The 17,134-nt window shown below is 65.5% G+C and carries 14 protein-coding genes; 6 read left to right on the top strand and 8 right to left on the bottom strand.

Features of this window, described 5'->3' with window-relative positions:
* Positions 1–18 precede the first annotated feature (18 nt).
* On the top strand, positions 19–1,215 hold the full coding sequence (locus tag FHR22_RS15640; protein ID WP_166944496.1) for a GGDEF domain-containing phosphodiesterase: 1,197 nt from the start codon (positions 19–21) through the stop codon (positions 1,213–1,215).
* A gap of 35 nt (positions 1,216–1,250) precedes the next feature.
* On the opposite strand, the gene mfd is transcribed toward FHR22_RS15640, so the two are convergent.
* Positions 1,251–4,745, bottom strand: a complete 3,495-nt coding sequence (gene mfd, locus FHR22_RS15635; RefSeq protein WP_166944494.1) for a transcription-repair coupling factor — start codon at positions 4,743–4,745, stop codon at positions 1,251–1,253.
* Entirely contained in the window at positions 4,742–5,002 is a 261-nt protein-coding gene (locus tag FHR22_RS15630; protein WP_166944492.1) for an FAD assembly factor SdhE, read from the bottom strand. Before FHR22_RS15630 ends, mfd begins: the two co-directional genes overlap by 4 nt.
* A gap of 260 nt (positions 5,003–5,262) precedes the next feature.
* Here FHR22_RS15630 and recG point away from each other — a divergent pair, with 260 nt between their 5' ends.
* Complete coding sequence (gene recG / locus FHR22_RS15625; protein WP_166944490.1) at positions 5,263–7,329, top strand: ATP-dependent DNA helicase RecG; 2,067 nt, start codon at positions 5,263–5,265, stop codon at positions 7,327–7,329.
* A gap of 300 nt (positions 7,330–7,629) precedes the next feature.
* Here recG and FHR22_RS15620 read toward each other — a convergent pair whose 3' ends face one another.
* From FHR22_RS15620 to FHR22_RS15610, 3 genes are all read right to left on the bottom strand, one after another.
* On the bottom strand, positions 7,630–7,968 hold the full coding sequence (locus FHR22_RS15620; protein WP_166944488.1) for a PilZ domain-containing protein: 339 nt from the start codon (positions 7,966–7,968) through the stop codon (positions 7,630–7,632).
* A 74-nt stretch (positions 7,969–8,042) separates the two neighbouring features.
* Positions 8,043–9,269 carry a tyrosine--tRNA ligase gene (gene tyrS, locus FHR22_RS15615; protein ID WP_166944486.1) on the bottom strand — a complete coding sequence of 409 codons (1,227 nt, stop codon included), beginning with the start codon at positions 9,267–9,269 and terminating at the stop codon, positions 8,043–8,045.
* Between the two features lie 21 nt (positions 9,270–9,290).
* Positions 9,291–9,971 (bottom strand): hypothetical protein, encoded by a 681-nt coding sequence (locus tag FHR22_RS15610; protein WP_166944484.1) that lies wholly within the window; start codon positions 9,969–9,971, stop codon positions 9,291–9,293.
* A 351-nt stretch (positions 9,972–10,322) separates the two neighbouring features.
* On the opposite strand from FHR22_RS15610, the gene FHR22_RS15605 reads away from it, so the two are divergent.
* The 4 genes from FHR22_RS15605 to FHR22_RS15590 all read left to right on the top strand — a co-directional run bounded on the left by FHR22_RS15605 (position 10,323) and on the right by FHR22_RS15590 (position 13,828).
* Complete coding sequence (locus FHR22_RS15605) at positions 10,323–10,889, top strand: DOMON-like domain-containing protein (protein ID WP_166944482.1); 567 nt, start codon at positions 10,323–10,325, stop codon at positions 10,887–10,889.
* Positions 10,886–12,091: an exo-beta-N-acetylmuramidase NamZ family protein gene (locus FHR22_RS15600; protein WP_166944480.1), complete on the top strand. Its 1,206-nt coding sequence runs from the start codon at positions 10,886–10,888 to the stop codon at positions 12,089–12,091. The genes FHR22_RS15605 and FHR22_RS15600 overlap by 4 nt, the downstream gene beginning before the upstream one ends.
* Before the next feature lie 14 nt (positions 12,092–12,105).
* Positions 12,106–13,350 (top strand): M24 family metallopeptidase, encoded by a 1,245-nt coding sequence (locus FHR22_RS15595; RefSeq protein ID WP_166944478.1) that lies wholly within the window; start codon positions 12,106–12,108, stop codon positions 13,348–13,350.
* Between the two features lie 91 nt (positions 13,351–13,441).
* Positions 13,442–13,828, top strand: a complete 387-nt coding sequence (locus tag FHR22_RS15590; protein ID WP_208417732.1) for an endonuclease domain-containing protein — start codon at positions 13,442–13,444, stop codon at positions 13,826–13,828.
* Here the strand turns inward: FHR22_RS15590 and FHR22_RS15585 are convergent.
* The 3 genes from FHR22_RS15585 to FHR22_RS15575 form a co-directional block, all read right to left on the bottom strand.
* Positions 13,819–14,685 carry a DUF817 domain-containing protein gene (locus tag FHR22_RS15585; RefSeq protein ID WP_166944475.1) on the bottom strand — a complete coding sequence of 289 codons (867 nt, stop codon included), beginning with the start codon at positions 14,683–14,685 and terminating at the stop codon, positions 13,819–13,821. The two genes, FHR22_RS15590 and FHR22_RS15585, sit on opposite strands and share 10 nt — an antisense overlap.
* Positions 14,678–15,484 carry a lipid II flippase Amj family protein gene (locus tag FHR22_RS15580; RefSeq protein ID WP_166944473.1) on the bottom strand — a complete coding sequence of 269 codons (807 nt, stop codon included), beginning with the start codon at positions 15,482–15,484 and terminating at the stop codon, positions 14,678–14,680. Before FHR22_RS15580 ends, FHR22_RS15585 begins: the two co-directional genes overlap by 8 nt.
* Before the next feature lie 131 nt (positions 15,485–15,615).
* Complete coding sequence (locus FHR22_RS15575) at positions 15,616–16,794, bottom strand: vWA domain-containing protein (protein WP_166944744.1); 1,179 nt, start codon at positions 16,792–16,794, stop codon at positions 15,616–15,618.
* Positions 16,795–17,134: the final 340 nt, after the last annotated feature.

Genomic DNA, 17,134 nt, shown 5'->3' with positions numbered 1-17,134 from the left:
CCTGCTATGGGGCCAGCAATGAATCGCATTTCCGACCCTTTTTCCGGCTGCGTCCGGAAGCTCGAAACGCTGCATATGCAGCACGAAGCCGACGCCGGCGTGATCCTGGTCCAGGTCGACCAGCTCGCGCGCATCAACAACAGCGCGGGCACCGCGGCGGGCGACGCGGTGCTCGACGAGATCGGCCGGCGGCTTGAAAATTTCGCCGGTGACGAATTCGGACAGGGGTCGTGCGTCGAACGGCTCGACGGCCCGCGCTTCCTGATCGTGCCCGCGGGCGTGCTGTCGCTCGACGCCTTGCGCGCGCAGGAACGCGCGCTGCACGTCGCGCTGGCCGAACCGATCGTCGGCGATCCCAACGGCCGGCTGGCGATCCGCATCGCCGCGGCGCTGATCACGCGCGAGGAACCGGTCGCCGAGCAGCTGCGCAGCGCGAGCGACCAGCTGGCGCGGCCGGCATCGGCGCGCGACGGCGCGATGGTGCACGGCGCCCTGTCGCGCGGCGAAGTGGTGATTTTCTACCAGCCGCAATATGATGTTGGCACCGGCGCGATGACCGGGGTCGAAGCGTTGCTGCGCTGGCAGCATCCCGAACTGGGCCTGCTCGGTGCGGGGGCACTGGTTACCGCGGCGCGCGCGGCGCGGCTCGAATGCGAGCTGACCGAACATGCGCACCGGGTCGCGCTGGCCGAGATCGCAGCATGGCCAAAGCCGCTGAAGCGGCTGCGCGTATCGCTCAACATCACCGCCGCCGACCTGGGCGATCCCGAATTCGCCGACCGGTTCGCCGCGATGGTGAAAAAGGCGGGGGTGGATCCCGATTGCCTGACGCTCGAACTGACCGAACAGGCGATGCTGAGCGATCCGGCGAGCGCCGCGGCGCAGCTGGCGCAGATCCGCGCGCTTGGCTGCGCGATCGCGATCGACGATTTCGGCACCGGCTACTCCAGCCTGTCGCTGCTCGCGCGGCTGCCGATCGATTATCTGAAGATCGACAGCGGTTTCACCCGCACGATCGACGGCAGCGACCGCGACCGCATCGTCGTACGCGCGATCGTCGACCTGGCGCGCGCGCTGGGGCTGCTGGTGGTCGCCGAGGGGATCGAGCATGAGGCGCAGCTGGCCCGGCTGTCGGAGATCGGGGTGGCGACCTGGCAGGGGTTTCTGAAGTCGGGACCGGTGCCGGGGGATCAGTTGCCGGGGTTGATGGAATAATCAAGCCCCTCCCCTGAAGGGGAGGGCGTATCCTACTACGTCACCTGCTTCGCCAGCTTCCCCAGCCCCTTCGACAATTGCAGCGCGCCGTTCAGCCGCGCCCCGGTGCTCGCCCAGTCGCCGCTGATCGACAGCTTGTTGTCGGGACGGATGCGGGCGCGGCCTTTCAGCCGTTCGACATAGGCGATCAGGCCGGGGACGTTGGCGAACTGGTCGCCGTGGAACGACACCAGCGCGCCCTTGGTACCGACGTCGAGCTTGGCGATGCCGGCGAGCTTCGCGTTCGCCTTGATCTCCATCAGCTGGACAAGGTTCGCGGTCTCGGGCGGCAGCGCGCCGAAGCGGTCGATCATCTCGGCGGCGAAAGCGTCGAGCGCCGGGCGATCGCCGGCGTCGTTGAGGCGGCGATAGAGCGCCATGCGCAGCGGCAGGTCGGGAACATAATCCTCGGGGATCAGGATCGGCGCGTCGATGGTGATGACGGGCGACAAGGCTTCGCGCGGCGGCAGCTTGCCGGCGCCTTCGGCCTTGGCCATCAAAATCGCCTCTTCGAGCATCGACTGGTAGAGTTCGAAGCCGACCTCGCGAATATGCCCCGACTGTTCGTCGCCGACGAGATTGCCGGCGCCGCGAATGTCAAGATCGTGGCTCGCCAGCTGGAACCCCGCGCCCAATGTGTCGAGATCGCCGAGAAGCTTGAGCCGCTTTTCGGCGGTGTCGGTGATCGCGCCGGTGTCGGGGGTGGTGAGATAGGCATAGGCGCGCGTCTTCGACCGCCCGACGCGGCCGCGCAGCTGGTAAAGCTGGGCGAGGCCGAAGCGGTCGGCGCGGTGGACGACCAGCGTGTTCGCGCTCGGGATATCCAGCCCGCTTTCGACGATCGTGGTCGACACCAGCACGTCATATTTGCGGTCGTAGAAGGCGCTCATCCGCTCTTCGACTTCGCCGGGCGCCATCTGGCCGTGCGCGACGACATATTTGATTTCGGGCACCCGCTTGCGCAGGAATTCCTCGATATCGGGCAGGTCCTTGATGCGCGGGGTGACGAAGAAGCTCTGCCCGCCGCGGTCGTGCTCGCGCAGCAGCGCCTCGCGGATCACCACCGGATCCCACGGCGCGACATAGGTGCGCACCGCGAGGCGGTCGACCGGCGGCGTCTGGATCACGCTGAGCTCGCGCAGACCCGACATCGCCATCTGCAAGGTGCGCGGGATCGGCGTCGCGGTGAGGGTCAGGACGTGGACGTCGGTCTTGAGCTGCTTCAGCCGCTCCTTGTGGACGACGCCGAAACGCTGTTCCTCATCGACGATGACAAGACCGAGATTCTTGAACTCGACCGATTTCGCGATCACCGCGTGGGTGCCGACGACGATGTCGATATGGCCGCTGGCGAGGCCGTCGCGCGTCTTCGCCGCCTCGGCCCCCGGAACGAGGCGCGACAGGCGGCCGATGTTGACCGGGAAGCCTTTGAAGCGCTCGACGAAATTGGTGAAATGCTGGCGCGCGAGCAGGGTGGTCGGACAGACGAGCGCGACCTGTACTCCCGCCATCGCCGCGACGAAGGCGGCGCGTAGCGCGACCTCGGTCTTGCCGAAACCGACGTCGCCGCAGACGAGCCGGTCCATCGGGCGCCCCGACGCCATGTCGGCGAGCACGTCGCCGATCGCGCGGTCCTGATCGTCGGTTTCCTGATAGGGGAAACGGTCGGCGAAGGCCGGATAGGCGGCATCCTGCGCAAGCAGTTCGCCCGAACGCAGTGCACGCTGTGCCGCGGTCGCGAGCAACTCGCCCGCGATCTCGCGGATGCGTTCCTTCATCCGCGCCTTGCGGCGCTGCCACGCTTCGCCGCCGAGCCGGTCGAGCGCCACGCCGTCGCTCTCGCCGCCGTAGCGCGAGAGGACGTCAAGGTTTTCGACGGGGACGTAAAGCTTGTCGCCGCCAGCGTAAGTGAGCGCGACGCAATCGTGCGGGCTGCTGCCGACGGGGATCTGGGTCAGCCCCTCATAGCGGCCGATGCCATGGTCTAGGTGGACGACAAGGTCGCCGACGCTCAATGTTGCGAGCTCGGCGAGGAAGGCGTCGGCGCTCTTGCGGCGCTTCTGGCGGCGGACGAGGCGTTCGCCGAGGATATCCTGTTCGGTGAGCAGGCTGATCGCGTCGCTGGCGAAGCCATGGTCGAGCGGAAGGACGACCATCGCCGTCGCCCCGCCGCTTTCGGTCGACGCGGTACCGAGCGCGTCCTGCCAGCTATCGGCGGGCGCGAGCGAGGTGACGCCATGATCGCGGAGCAAGCCCGACAGGCGTTCGCGCGCGCCACCCGAATAGCTGGCGATGATCGTGCGGCGGCCCTTGCGGCGCTCGTCCGACAGATGGTCGGCGACCTTGTCATAGACGTTGAGGTCGGCGGTACGCTCGGGGGTGAAATCGCGCGCGGCGAAGGTTTCGAGATCGACGATGTTCGCCGCGGGCGGAATGTCGAACGGCGTCACGACATGGATCGGACGCTGCGTCGCCGCCGCGGCCCATTCCGCGTCCGTCAGATAAAGTGTCTCGGGCGCGAGCGGGCGATAGCTGCCCGGCGACTCGCGCTCGGCGGCGACGCGGTTCGCATGATAGTCGGTGATGGCGGCGAAGCGTGTTTCGGCGGTCGCCTCGGTGCGGTGACCGCGCAGGACGGGGGTGGCGGGATCGATATGGTCGAACAATGTCGCCAGCCGTTCCTCGAACAACGGCAGCCAATGGTCCATGCCCGCCTGGCGCCGGCCGTCGCTGACCGCCTGATACAGCGGATCGCCGGTCGCTTGTGCCCCGAACAGTTCGCGATAGGCCGAGCGGAAACGCTTGATCGTCGCTTCGTCGAGCAGGGTTTCGGATGCCGGGAGCAATTGCAATGCCTTGGCGGGGCCAAGGCTGCGCTGGTCGGCGGGGTCGAAGCGGCGGATGCTCTCGATCTCGTCGCCGAAGAAATCGACGCGCAGGCCGTTGTCCTCGCCCGCGGGGAACAGGTCGAGGATGCCGCCGCGTACCGCGAACTCGCCCTGGTCGGCGACGGTATCGACGCGGCTGAAGCCGTTCGACACGAGCAGTTCGGCGAGCGCGTCGCGGTCGATCCGCTGTCCCGCGGCAAGCGTCGTCGCGAGCTGGCGGATGCGAAAGGGAGTCAGTGTGCGCTGGGTGATCGCGGCGACGGTGGTGAGGATCAGCTCGCCGCGCCTGGCGGGGAGTTGCAGCGCCGACAGCGTCGCGAGCCGGTCGGCGCTGACGCGCATCGACGGGCCGGCGCGGTCGTAAGGCAAACAATCCCACGCCGGAAAACGGTGGACGATCAGGTCGGGCGCAAAGAAGGGCGCGGCGTCGGCGACCGCCTGCATCGCGCTATCGTCGGTCGCGACATAGACGAGCCTTTTGTCGCTGGCGCGGGCGAGGTCGGCGAGCAGCAGCGGCAGGAAACCGTCGGCGGCGCGCGCGAGCGTCAGCGGCGCCGGTGCCGATCCGATGGCGGCGAAAATGTCGGCGGCGGGGCGGGTCATGGCAGCGGGATATAGTCCAGTCGGCGCATCGCCGCGATCAGGGTTGGGTGGTCCAGATGCGCGGGCGGGTGACCGGTGCCGAGCGCCCACGCCATGATGTCGACATCGTCTTCCTCGACAACGGCTTCGTACCAGCCGAGTTCCGCGTCGCCCCATTCCGCCGAATAGCGGTCGAAGAAGCCGCCGATCATATAGTCGGCCTCGCGCGTGCCGCGATGCCAGGCGCGGAATTTCAGGCGTTTCAGGCGGTCTTGCATGGCGGGCCTTTTAACCGTCTCAACAGATCTGGCAACGGGGACGGCATCGGGGATTTTTCGCTGTCCTACATTGTCGCTGCGGGATAGCGTCGCCGGATGACGCAGACGATTTTCCTGTCCATTGCCGCTGCTGCCGCACCCGGGTCAAAGCTTGCCAAAGAGGGCCAACACAAGGGGTATGTCGTGTGACCTTTGTGACCTTCCGGAAAAAATCTGGCCGGGAAAAATCACTCAGGCGGCGGCGGGGTTGATCGAGTCCCATGCGACCTGAAATCCTGAACCCGTTGTTCGCCGCGCTGACCGACCTGAAAGGCGTCGGGCCGCAGCTGGCCAAGCCGCTGACGCGGCTGGGGCTGGAGCGTGTCGTCGATGTGCTGTTCCATTTGCCGACGGGGCTGATCTCGCGCTTTCCGGTCGACCGGCTCGATCAGGCGCAGGCGGGGCAGACGATCATCGTCGAGCTGACCGCGCAGGATTACCGCCCCGGCCGTAGCCCGCGCGCGCCGTTCGGGGTCGAGGCGTTCGACGATGCGGGCGATCATGTGCGGCTCGTCTATTTCGGGCGGACGTCGGGGCTGGCGCGCAAGCTGTTCCCACTGGGCGAGAAACGCCGCGTGTCGGGGCGGCTCGACCTTTATGGCGACATGCGCCAGATCGTGCATCCCGACCAGGTGGTCGGGCCGGACGACGAGGGCGGGATTGCCGAGCATGAGCCGGTCTATCCGCTGACCGAGGGGCTCACCAACGCACGGCTGTCGCAATTGGGGCAGGTGGCGCTGGAGCGTCGGCCCGAGCTTGCCGAATGGATCGATGCGCCGCTGCTCGCTGCGCGGAACTGGCCGGCGTGGACCGAGGCGATGGCGCGCGCGCACGCGAGTCCGCGCGACGAGGCGGCGCGCGACCGGCTGGCCTATGACGAGATTTTCGCGAGCCAGGTCGCGTTGATGCTGATCCGGCAGGGCCTCAGGACGCGCAAGGGGCGGGCGGTGGTCGGTGACGGGCGGCTGGTCGAAGCGCTGAAGCTGCCGTTTGGATTGACGGGCGCGCAGGAGCGCGTCGGGCGCGAGATCGCGGGCGACATGGCGCAGGATACGCCGATGCTGCGGATGCTGCAGGGCGACGTCGGGTCGGGCAAGACGCTGGTGGCGCTGCGCGCGATGCTCGCGGCGGTCGAGGCGGGGACGCAGGCGGCCCTGCTGGCGCCGACCGAGATATTGGCGCGGCAGCATTTTGCGACGTTGCAGCGAATGCTCGGCGGGCTGTCCGTCAACCTCGCGATCCTGACCGGCCGCGACAAGGGCAAGGTTCGCGAATCGACGCTGATGGGGCTGGCCGACGGCAGCATCGATATCCTTGTCGGCACCCACGCGATCTTCCAGCAGGCGGTGGCGTACCGCGATCTCGCGCTGGTGGTGGTCGACGAACAGCATCGCTTCGGGGTCGCGCAGCGGCTGATGCTGACGCAAAAGGCGGCGCGGCCGCCGCATCTGCTGGTGATGACGGCGACCCCGATCCCGCGCACGCTGCAACTCGCCAATCATGGCGAGATGGACGTGTCGCAGATCGACGAGATGCCCCCCGGGCGCACCCCGGTCGACACGCGCGTCATCTCGCTCGACCGGCTGGGCGATGTCGTCGACTCGCTCGACCGCCACCTCGCGACGGGCGCGCAGGCCTATTGGGTCTGCCCGCTGGTCGCCGAGAGCGAGGGCAGCGAACTCGCGGCGGCGGAAGACCGCGCGGCGCTGCTGCGCGAACGGCTGGGCGCGGCGCGTGTCGGGCTGGTCCACGGCCGGATGAAGGGCCCCGAGAAGGACGAGGTGATGGCGCGCTTCCAGGCGGGCGAGATCGGCGTGCTCGTCGCGACGACGGTGATCGAGGTCGGGGTCGACGTCCCCGCCGCCAGCCTGATGATCGTCGAACATGCCGAGAATTTCGGGCTCGCGCAGCTTCATCAGCTTCGCGGCCGGGTCGGGCGCGGGGCGGCGAAGTCGGTGTGCCTGCTGCTGCGCTCGCAAAATCTGTCGGAGACCGCGCGCGAACGGCTGGCGCTGATGCGCGACACCAACGACGGCTTCGTGATCGCGGAGAAGGACCTGGAATTGCGCGGCGGCGGCGAATTGCTGGGGCTCAAGCAGTCGGGCGACGCCGATTACCGCCTCGCGACGCCCGAACAGCTGGTGCGGCTGCTGCCCGTCGCGCACGATGATGCGCGGCTGTTCGTCGAGCGTGATGGCGGGATGGAAGGCGCAAGGGCCGACGCGGTGCGGCTGTGCCTCTATCTGTTCGAGCGCGACGCGGCGGTGCCGCTACTCAGGAGCGGGTAGATGCTCCCGGGAGGTATGTCATTTAGACAAGTGAAGCGTGTGTACCCCGGCGAAAGCCGGGGCCCAGAGCGCCCAAAAGCTGAGGTTGCGTGGTACTGCCGTGGGCCCCGGCTTTCGCCGGGGTGCATCTACTTGTTCGAAAGGGACAAATGCCGATACTCCCCTCCCGCTTGCGGGTGGGGTTGGTCGGCCAGCAACCCATCGATTGCCCACCCTGCTGCGCCCCGGATCAAGCCCGGGGCTCGCTGCCCCTCCCGCGTGCAGGAGGGGATATTCGTTCAGCTTTTCAATGCCGATGAGTTAGGCGTCGCCGCGGGCGCCCATGGCGCGGATCATCGGCAGATAATCCTCGACCGAAATCGACTTGTCGAACTGGACGCCGGTCTTGCCGCCGATCGACCAGATCACCTTGGCGGCGACGCGGCCGACGATCGGCATGCGGAAGACGACGAGGTCGCCGATTTCCAGCCCGAGTTCGTAGCGCATCAGCATGCCGTCGGCGCTGATATTGACGCAGGTGCACATTTCCTGCCGCCCGTCGGGCAGCGCGAAAGGCAGGCGGCAATAGACGTCGCTACGCGGCGCGATCCGCTGGTCGAGGCCGATATAATGGGCCTTTTTGAGATCAATTTTGCGCATGCCAAATACCTTGCTGGTCTGGTGTGGCAGAATCGGCCCGATTCATCAAGAATCGGTAAACGGCCCCACCCGGATCAGCGGGTGACAAGGCCATGCTTCTTCGACCCGAGGCTGAGCGGAACCGCTTCGGCGGCGGGCATAATCCGGTGCTGCGGGTCGCGGATCACCGTCCCGTCGACCTTCACCGCACCCTCTTCGAGCTTGCGGCGGCCCTCCTTGTTCGAGGCGGTGAAGCCAAGTTCGCGCAGCGCGGTCAATATGTCGATGCCGTCCGCGGGCGCCGCGACCTGCGGCAGGTCGCCGCCGATCTGCCCCTTTTCAAAGGTTTGCGCGGCGGTCTGTGACGCGGTCTGCGCCGCCTCCTCGCCGCGGCACATGGCGGTCGCGGCATCGGCGAGGATTTTCTTCGCCGCGTTGATCTCGGCGCCCTCAAGCGCTTCCAAGCGCGCGATCTCGTCCAGCGGCAGGTCGGTGAACAGCTTCAGGAACTTGCCGACGTCGCGGTCGTCGCAGTTGCGCCAATATTGCCAATAGTCAAAATGGGACAGTTGGTCAGGATTAAGCCACACCGCGCCCGCGGCGGTCTTGCCCATCTTGGCGCCTGCCGCAGTGGTCAGCAGCGGCGTCGTCAGGCCATAAAGATCGGCGCCGTCCATCCGGCGGCCAAGTTCCATCCCGTTGACGATATTGCCCCACTGGTCCGACCCGCCCATTTGCAGTCGGACGCCCATCGCCTTCGACAGATGGCGGAAATCATAACCTTGCAGGATCATGTAATTGAATTCGAGGAAGGTCATCGGCTGTTCGCGTTCGAGCCGCAGCTTGACCGAATCGAAGGTCATCATGCGGTTGATCGTGAAATGGGTGCCGACTTCCTGGAGCAGTTCGATATAGCCGAGCTGGCCGAGCCAGTCCTGATTGTCGACCATCACCGCGTCGGCCGGGCCGTCGCCGAAGGTCAGGAAGCGCTGGAAGATGCTGAAGATCGACGCGATGTTCGCGGCGATCGTCTCGTCCGACAGCATCTTGCGGCTTTCGTCGCGGCCCGTCGGGTCACCGATCCGCGTCGTCCCGCCGCCCATCAGCACGACGGGCTTGTGCCCCGTCTGTTGCAGGCGGCGCAGCATCATGATCTGCACCAGACTGCCGACGTGCAGCGACGGCGCGGTGGCGTCGAAACCGATATATCCGGGGACGACCTGTTTGGCCGCGAGCGCATCGAGCCCTTCGGCGTCGGTGGTCTGGTGAATATAGCCTCGCTCGTCGAGCAGGCGCAGCAGGTCGGATTGGTAACTGGTCATAGCGGCCGGGCCCTTAGCACCCTATGCCCCGACAATGAAGTCCAGCCCGGTCAAGAAAGTGACGCCGAGACAGACCGACAAAAGGCCCCAGAAGGCGGCCGCCGGCCAGCTGCTGTCCATGGTCCGGCGAAAGAAGACGACCTGCGACCAGAAATACCAGATGATGATGACGAGCATGGCGAGAACCATGAACGCCAGTACATCGACATCCTGAAATCGCGTCGCGACGACGGTAGCGATCGAAAACACGATCGCCAGTGGCGCGCAGAGATAGGCTTGCTGATAAAAGGGCAGCCGGAAGCTATGGTGGCTGATGCTGCCGGGCGTTCGCCATTCGTAGATCAGGGCGCCGGCGAAGGGAAAGACGCAATAAAGCGCCAAGCGGTAGGTGAGCAGCGACATCACCGAACCGTTGATGAGGCCGGCGATTGCTGTCTCCGATTCCGACGCGGCAGCCGCGGGCGCCGCCGGCGAAATCATCCAGGCGAGCACGATCGACAGGAAAAGGAATACCGGCGGGCTCAATCCGCGATCGAAGAGTTCTTCCTTGTCCGGATTCTTTCTCAGCTCCGTGGCGGCATAGCCGATCATATATCCGGGCCAGATGAGGACGCGGATCAAGGTGTAGGGGTAGAAAATCACCCACATCAGAATGTCGAAAATCAACTCGTCGAGCGATTTGGAAAGTTTGAAAATATCCATATCGTATTTCGTCTACGGTCATGATCAGCTTGTCAATTGAAGGCGTTGAGGGTGGTGGTTTTCCAAGTCGAGTTGTATTCCTTGCGTCACCCCGGACTTGATCCGGGGTCCCGCTCAGCAACCTTGAAAGGCGGGGTCCCGGATCAAGTCCGGGGTGACGAAGAACGTAAAATCCCGCTCGGCTGTTCAATTGCGGCGTTGTCAGCCGGTCACAATCGAAGTCGCGATCGCGTGCTTGTCTCGGCTGCGGTTTTCGCACATCCCATTTTGCGGCGACCGGGATAAGATTTCGAGCTTGGCAAAAGGCAAGGACGGTCCTTCGGCTAGCTCAGGACAAACGGGGAAAAAGTGATGTCGGTCCACTCCGGCAAACAGTGCCAACTCATCTGTCACCCCGATACCCCGGCACGGGCGGTGCGGTCGATCGCGGTCGAGGTCGATCTGTCGTTCGACGAAGGCTTTGCGTTGCGCTTCGTCGTCGACGGCGAGATCGGGGGGATCCTGTTGCCGCCGGGCGAGGGCGAGCTGGTCATCGCTGATGGCGGTACCGACGGGCTGTGGCAGAGCAGTTGCTTCGAGGCGTTCCTGACCGAGGAAGGCCAGCCCGATTATACCGAATTCAACTATGCGCCCGATGGCCGCTGGGCCTGTTATCAGTTCGACGATTACCGATCTTTGCTGCGTACCGACGATCTGGCGCCGTGGCGGATGGCGGTCGAGCGCGAGCCCGGCCATTATGCGCTGAGCATCGAGCCCGGCATCTTTCCCGAGACGGGGGCCAGGCTGGCGCTGTCGGCGGTGATCGAGGAGGTGGACGGCACCAAAAGCTATTGGGCGCTGGCGCACCCGCCGGGCAAGCCTGACTTTCATCATCCCGATTGCTTTGCGCTCACGCTTGGGGCACCCGACGCGGCATGACTGTTCACTTCGGCATCGACCGCCTGCTCGCCGATCCGGCGCTTCGCAAACCGCTGGAAGGCCAGCGCGTCGCTTTGCTCGCGCATCCCGCTTCGGTCACCGCTGACCTGACCCACAGCCTCGACGCGCTGGTCGCGGCGGGAATCGACGTTACCGCGGTGTTTGGGCCGCAGCATGGCGTACGGGGTGACCTTCAGGACAATATGATGGAGTCGCCCGACTTTACCGACCCCGTCTATGGCATGCCGGTGTTCAGCCTATATGGCGAGGTGCGGCGGCCGTCGGGGCAGTCGATGCATACATTCGACGTGATGCTGGTCGACCTGCAGGACCTGGGTTGCCGCATCTATACCTATGTCACGACCTTGCTCTACATCCTCGAGGCGGCGGCGGAGCATGGCAAGGCGGTGTGGGTGCTCGACCGGCCGAACCCCGCGGGCCGCCCGGTCGAGGGTACGCGGCTGCGTTCCGGCTGGGAAAGCTTCGTCGGCGCGGGGCCGATGGTGATGCGGCACGGGCTGACGATGGGCGAGATGGGGCATTGGTTCATCCGCCACTTCGGGCTCGACGTCGATTACCGCGTGATCGAAATGGACGGGTGGCAGCCCGAAGGGCCGGGCTTCGGCTGGCCCGCCGACCGCGTGTGGATCAACCCCAGCCCCAACGCCGCGAACGTCAACATGGCGCGCGCCTATGCCGGCACGGTGATGGTCGAGGGCGCGACGCTGAGCGAAGGGCGCGGGACGACGCGGCCGCTCGAACTGTTCGGCGCCCCCGATATCGACGCGAAGGCGGTGATCGCCGAGATGCAGCGGCTGGCGCCCGCATGGCTGACCGGCTGCAAGCTGCGCGATATCTGGTTCCAGCCGACCTTTCACAAGCATGCGGGGCAGCTTAACAGCGGCGTGCATATCCATGCCGAGGGGGCGTGGTACGACCACGCCGCCTTCCGGCCGTGGCGGGTGCAGGCGCTGGGGTTCAAGGCGATCCGCTCGCTTTATCCCGACTATCCGATCTGGCGCGGCACCGATTTCAAATATGAATATACCGACGATGTGCTGGCGATCGATGTGATCAACGGGGGGCCCGGGTTACGCGAATGGGTCGACGATGCGGGTGCGGGGGCGGGTGACCTCGACGCGCTGGCGCTGCCCGACGAGGCGGCGTGGCGTGAGGAAGTTGCGGACCTGCTGATCTATTGAGGAAAGGGAAGGTGATGCACCGGCGGCAATTCCTGGGTACCGCGGCGCTTGGCGGACTGGCCGTCAGCTTGCCCGCCGCCGTGTTCGCCGCCGATACGGCGGGCCTTCCCAATCTAGCGGCCAAGGCGGTGCCGATCGGTCGTCAGGAACGGATGGCGCGGATCGCGCAGGCGAAGGAGCTCATGCGCGCGAACGATATCGGCGCGTTGCTGATCGAGCCGGGGTCGAGCCTCATTTATTTCACCGGGGTCGAATGGTGGCGCAGCGAGCGGCTGACCGCCGCGGTGCTGACGCGCGAGGGCGAGGCGGCGATCGTCACCCCCTTTTTCGAAGAACCGTCGGTGCGCGAAAGCCTGGGGATCGACGCCGAGGTGCTGACGTGGAACGAGGATGAGAATCCGCTGGCGGCGGTCGCGGCGTGGCTGGGCAAGCGCGGGCTGGCAAAGGGCCGCATCGGGGTCGAGGAGACCGTGCGCTATTTCGCGGTCGATGGGCTGCAAAAGGCGATGCCAGGGGTAACGGTGGTCAACGGCGCGCCCGTCGTGCGCGGGTGCCGGATGCACAAGTCGGCGGCCGAAATCGCGCTGATGCAGGTCGCCGCCGACATCACCATCGCCGCCTACCGTCACACCGCGCCGCGGATCGAGGCGGGGATGACGCCCGCCGACATCGGCGCGATCATGAAGGCCGCGACCGAAGCGCTGGGCGGCAAGAGCGAGTTCGAGCTGATCCTGCTCGGCGAGGCGAGCGCCTATCCGCACGGGAGCGGCAAGCCGCAGGCGGTGAAGAGCGGCGAGGTCGTGTTGATGGATTGCGGCGCGACGGTGCACGGCTATCAGTCCGACATCTCGCGCAGTTTCGTATACGGCAAGGCCAGCGCGCGCCAGCGCGAGGTGTGGGACCAGATGCGCAAGGGGCAGGACGTCGCTTTCGCGGCGGCGAAGCTCGGTACGCCGGCGGGCAAGGTCGACGATGCGGTGCGCGGCTTTTATCAGGGGCTGGGCTGGGGACCCGGCTATACGCTGCCCGGCACGTCGCATCGCACCGGCCACGGCATCGGGCTCGACGGGCATGAGCCGGTCAACCTCGTGCATGGCGAAACGACGCCGCTCGCGCCGGGCATGTGCTTCTCGAACGAGCCGGGGATTTATATTCCGGGCGAATTCGGGATCCGGCTGGAGGATTGTTTCCATATGACCGACGGCGGGCCCAAATGGTTCAGCGAGCCGCCGCCGTCGATTGATCAGCCGTTTGGTTAGGTTCTCCTCCCTGTAAGGGAGGGGTTAGGGGTGGGTTGGCGAGCCTAGCTCGCCGCTCTATCTGTCGATCGTGCGCCGCATTCCGCCAGAGATGACTGACCGCGCTCGTCGCCTGCGGAATGAGGAGACTCCGGCCGAGCGGGCGGTCTGGCGGCTCCTTTCCAATTACCGGCCTGCCTTTACGCGGCAGTTGGTTGTCGGATCGTACATCGTCGATCTTGCTTGCCGCGAAGCAAAGCTGGCGATCGAATTCGACGGCAGCCAACATCTCGATCAGCAGGCTTATGATGATCGACGGACACGTTTTCTCGAAGCGGAAGGTTGGCGCGTCCTGCGCATTTGGAACACAGATGTGCTCGCAAATCCGGAAGGCGTCGCTCGACTAATTTTAGAAGAAGCCGCCGAGTGCCTCGGCGGTACCCACCCCCAACCCCTCCCTTCCAGGGAGGGGAGAAAGAGGCGGCCGCGTTACGAGTGATCCGGCGCCTTCGGCGGCTGCACCAAGCTGACCAGCACGAACGAGATGATCATCAGCAGATACCAGCTGCCAAGCTTCTCGACGCCGACCATGTGCCAGTCGCCCGCCTGGCTGGGATAGGTCCAGGCGCGGGCGAAGGTGCCGATATTCTCGGCGAACCAGATGAACAGCGCGACGAGCCCCCAGCCGACGAGCAGGGGCATGCGGCGGTGGGTGTGGAGCGGGCGGAACCAGACCTGGCAGCGCCAGAAGAGCCATGCGGTCGCCGCGAACAGCAGCCAGCGGATGTCGGGCAGCCAGTGGTGGGCGAAGAAATTAACATAGATTGCGGCGGCGAGCGCGTAGCTCGTCCAGATCGGCGGATAACCCGTGTAGCGAAAGTCGAAGATGCGCCAGACGCGTGCGATATAACTACCGACCGCGGCGTACATGAAGCCCGAGAAGAGCGGCACGGCGCCGATGTGGAGCAGGCTCGCCTCGGGATATTGCCATGAACCGGCGGCGGTCTTGAACAATTCCATCACGGTGCCGACGATGTGGAAGATCAGGATGACGACTGCCTCCTTCGGCGTTTCGAGCCGGAAGGCGAGCATCGCGAGCTGGATCAGGACGGCGCCGATCGTGATCGCGTCGTAACGGTGCAGCGGCGCGCCGTCGGGCCAGAAGAGGTGCGTGCCGAGGAGCAGCGCGAGCATCAGGCCGCCGAACAGGCACGCCCAGCCCTGTTTGAAGCCGAAGACGAGGAATTCGAGGAACCAGCCGCGCGGCCCCGGCGTGACCGCCATCGCCTCCAGCCGCGTGCGGACGGCGTGGAAACGCGAGTGACGGCGCGCCACGTCCTCGTCCGGCTCAGACATGCACGGCGACGTAGGCAATCAGCAGCGCGGCGGGCGTCAGCAACAGTTGCGCGAGAACCGTGCCCGCAAGGCGGCTCAGCGAGATCAGGGTGATCGCGCGGCGGAAATCGGCCTCGTCGACTTTGCCCTCGACCGCGTCGTCGGTCATCACCGAGAGTTGCGGGTCGATGAAGGCGAACAGCAGGATCGTTGCGAAACCGTTGATCAGCGCCGAAAGCTGCGATGCGGTGACGCGGAATTCGGGGGCGAGATAGCCCGCGTAAAGCGAGGCGACGACGCCGACGGCGAGCAGCGACTGGGCAAGGCAATTGGCGATCAGCACGCCCCAGCCGATCCCCTTCGGCATCCGCCAGTCCCGGAGATGCGCAAGGCTGGGGAAGCGGAGCGATTGACGCAGCGTACGCAGTCCGCTGGGGCTCATCGCCTTCAGCGCCAGCTTCGTCGTCGAGCGATTGTTCTGGTACCAGCCGATCGCGGCGGCGAACATGCGCTGCCCGGTGGGGACGAGCAGGATGCCGATCAGCGTCGCGATGCTGGCCGCCGCGAGCACGAACTGCATGTCGATGAAGAGCGAGGCGCCGCTGCCATCGTGGATCCGTGTCTCGATCCGCTTGGCGAGGAAGGGGCCGAGGAAGCTGTTCGAGGTGCGCGAGAAGAGCACGAGGATATTGAACAGCGCGAAGGACATGGCGATGCGCCGCGTGCGGACCCCGGCGATGCGCGCGGCATAGGCGAGCGCACCGATCAGGTTGATGAAGCCCGTGAGCAGCAGGATGGTGACGAGGGGGAGGTCGATCATGGCAGGCCTAGTATGAGAACCCAGACCCCTCGTCATTGCGAGCGAAGCGAAGCAATCCAGGGCGGTTTACGCGGGCTCTGGATTGCCACGGGCCTGCGGCCCTCGCAATGACGATTAATCGAAGCTGTGGATCAATGTTTGCGCGTCAGCTCGCGCATCGCATCGTCCAGCCCGGCGAGGCTGAGCGGATACATGCGGTCGTTCATCAGCTGCTTGATCAGCTTCACCGACTGGGTGTAGCCCCAGTGCGCCTCGGGCACCGGGTTCAGCCATACCGCGGCGGGATAGACTTTGGTGATCCGCCCGAGCCAGACCGCGCCGGACTCTTCGTTGAAATGTTCGACGCTGCCGCCCGGATGGGTGATTTCATAGGCGCTCATCGACGCATCGCCGACGAAGATCACTTTATAATCATGGCCATATTTGTGGAGAATGTCCCACATCTGGTGGCGTTCGGACCAGCGGCGCTTGTTGTCCTTCCACACGCCCTCATAGGGGCAGTTGTGGAAATAGAAGAATTCGAGATTCTTGAATTCGGTGGTCGCCGCGCTGAACAATTCCTCGCAGAGCTTGATGAACGGGTCCATCGATCCGCCGACGTCGAGGAAGAGCAGCAGCTTGACCGCGTTGCGCCGTTCGGGGCGCATCCGGATGTCGAGCCAGCCCTGGCGGGCCGTCCCATCGATGGTGCCCGGAATATCGAGTTCGTCGGCGGCGCCCTCGCGCGCGAATTTGCGCAGGCGGCGGAGTGCGATCTTGATGTTGCGGGTGCCGAGTTCCTTGGTGTTGTCGAGGTTCTGGAATTCACGCTTTTCCCAGACCTTGAGCGCGCGCTTGTGCTTGCTTTCGCCGCCGATCCGCACGCCTTCGGGATTATAACCCGAATTGCCGAAAGGCGAGGTGCCGCCGGTGCCGATCCACTTGCTGCCGCCCTCATGGCGCTTCTGCTGTTCCTCGAGCCGCTCCTTCAGCGTCTCCATGATCTTGTCCCAGTCGCCGAGCGATTCGATCGCCGCCATTTCCTCGGGCGTCAGGAATTTTTCGGCCACCGCCTTCAGCCAGTCGGCGGGCACGTCGACGGGGTTCTGGCCGTAATCGGAAATGATCCCCTTGAAGACCTTGTTGAACACCTGGTCGAAGCGGTCGAGCAGGCCTTCGTCCTTCACGTAGATCGCGCGGCTGAGATAATAGAATTGCTCGGGGCTGCGATCGATCACTTCGCGGTCGAGCGCCTCAAGCAGCATCAGATGCTCTTTCAGGCTGGCGGGAATGCCCGCGGCGCGGAGCTCGTCGAGGAAACCGAAAAACATGGGCATGGACTATCGCTTCGGCGCGGCGGGCGCAATGGCTTTACGTAAACGGAAAGTGCTTTGGGTGGGGCGGGGGCGAGGTCGGGTGCGGGATGCCGAAGACGAATGTCCGCAAGCGGCCGGACGTGGACGTTCCATTATCGTCACCCCGGACTTGATCCGGGGTCCCGCTTGGTGCCGGAATCTGCCGGATGACAAAAAGCGGGATCCCGGGTCAAGCCCGGGATGACGAAGGTGAGTGGAGCTCATGGCAGCTTCCCACCCCAATGCCGATCCTCGCGACAGCCCGTCGTCTTCGCCGCCGTCCGCAGCCAGCGATGGACAGCGATGCGCGGGCCAG

It is taken from the genome of Sphingopyxis panaciterrae (assembly GCF_011762125.1).
Taxonomy (GTDB): Bacteria; Pseudomonadota; Alphaproteobacteria; order Sphingomonadales; family Sphingomonadaceae; genus Sphingopyxis; species Sphingopyxis panaciterrae.
This window is presented reverse-complemented; position numbering and strand designations above follow the sequence as displayed.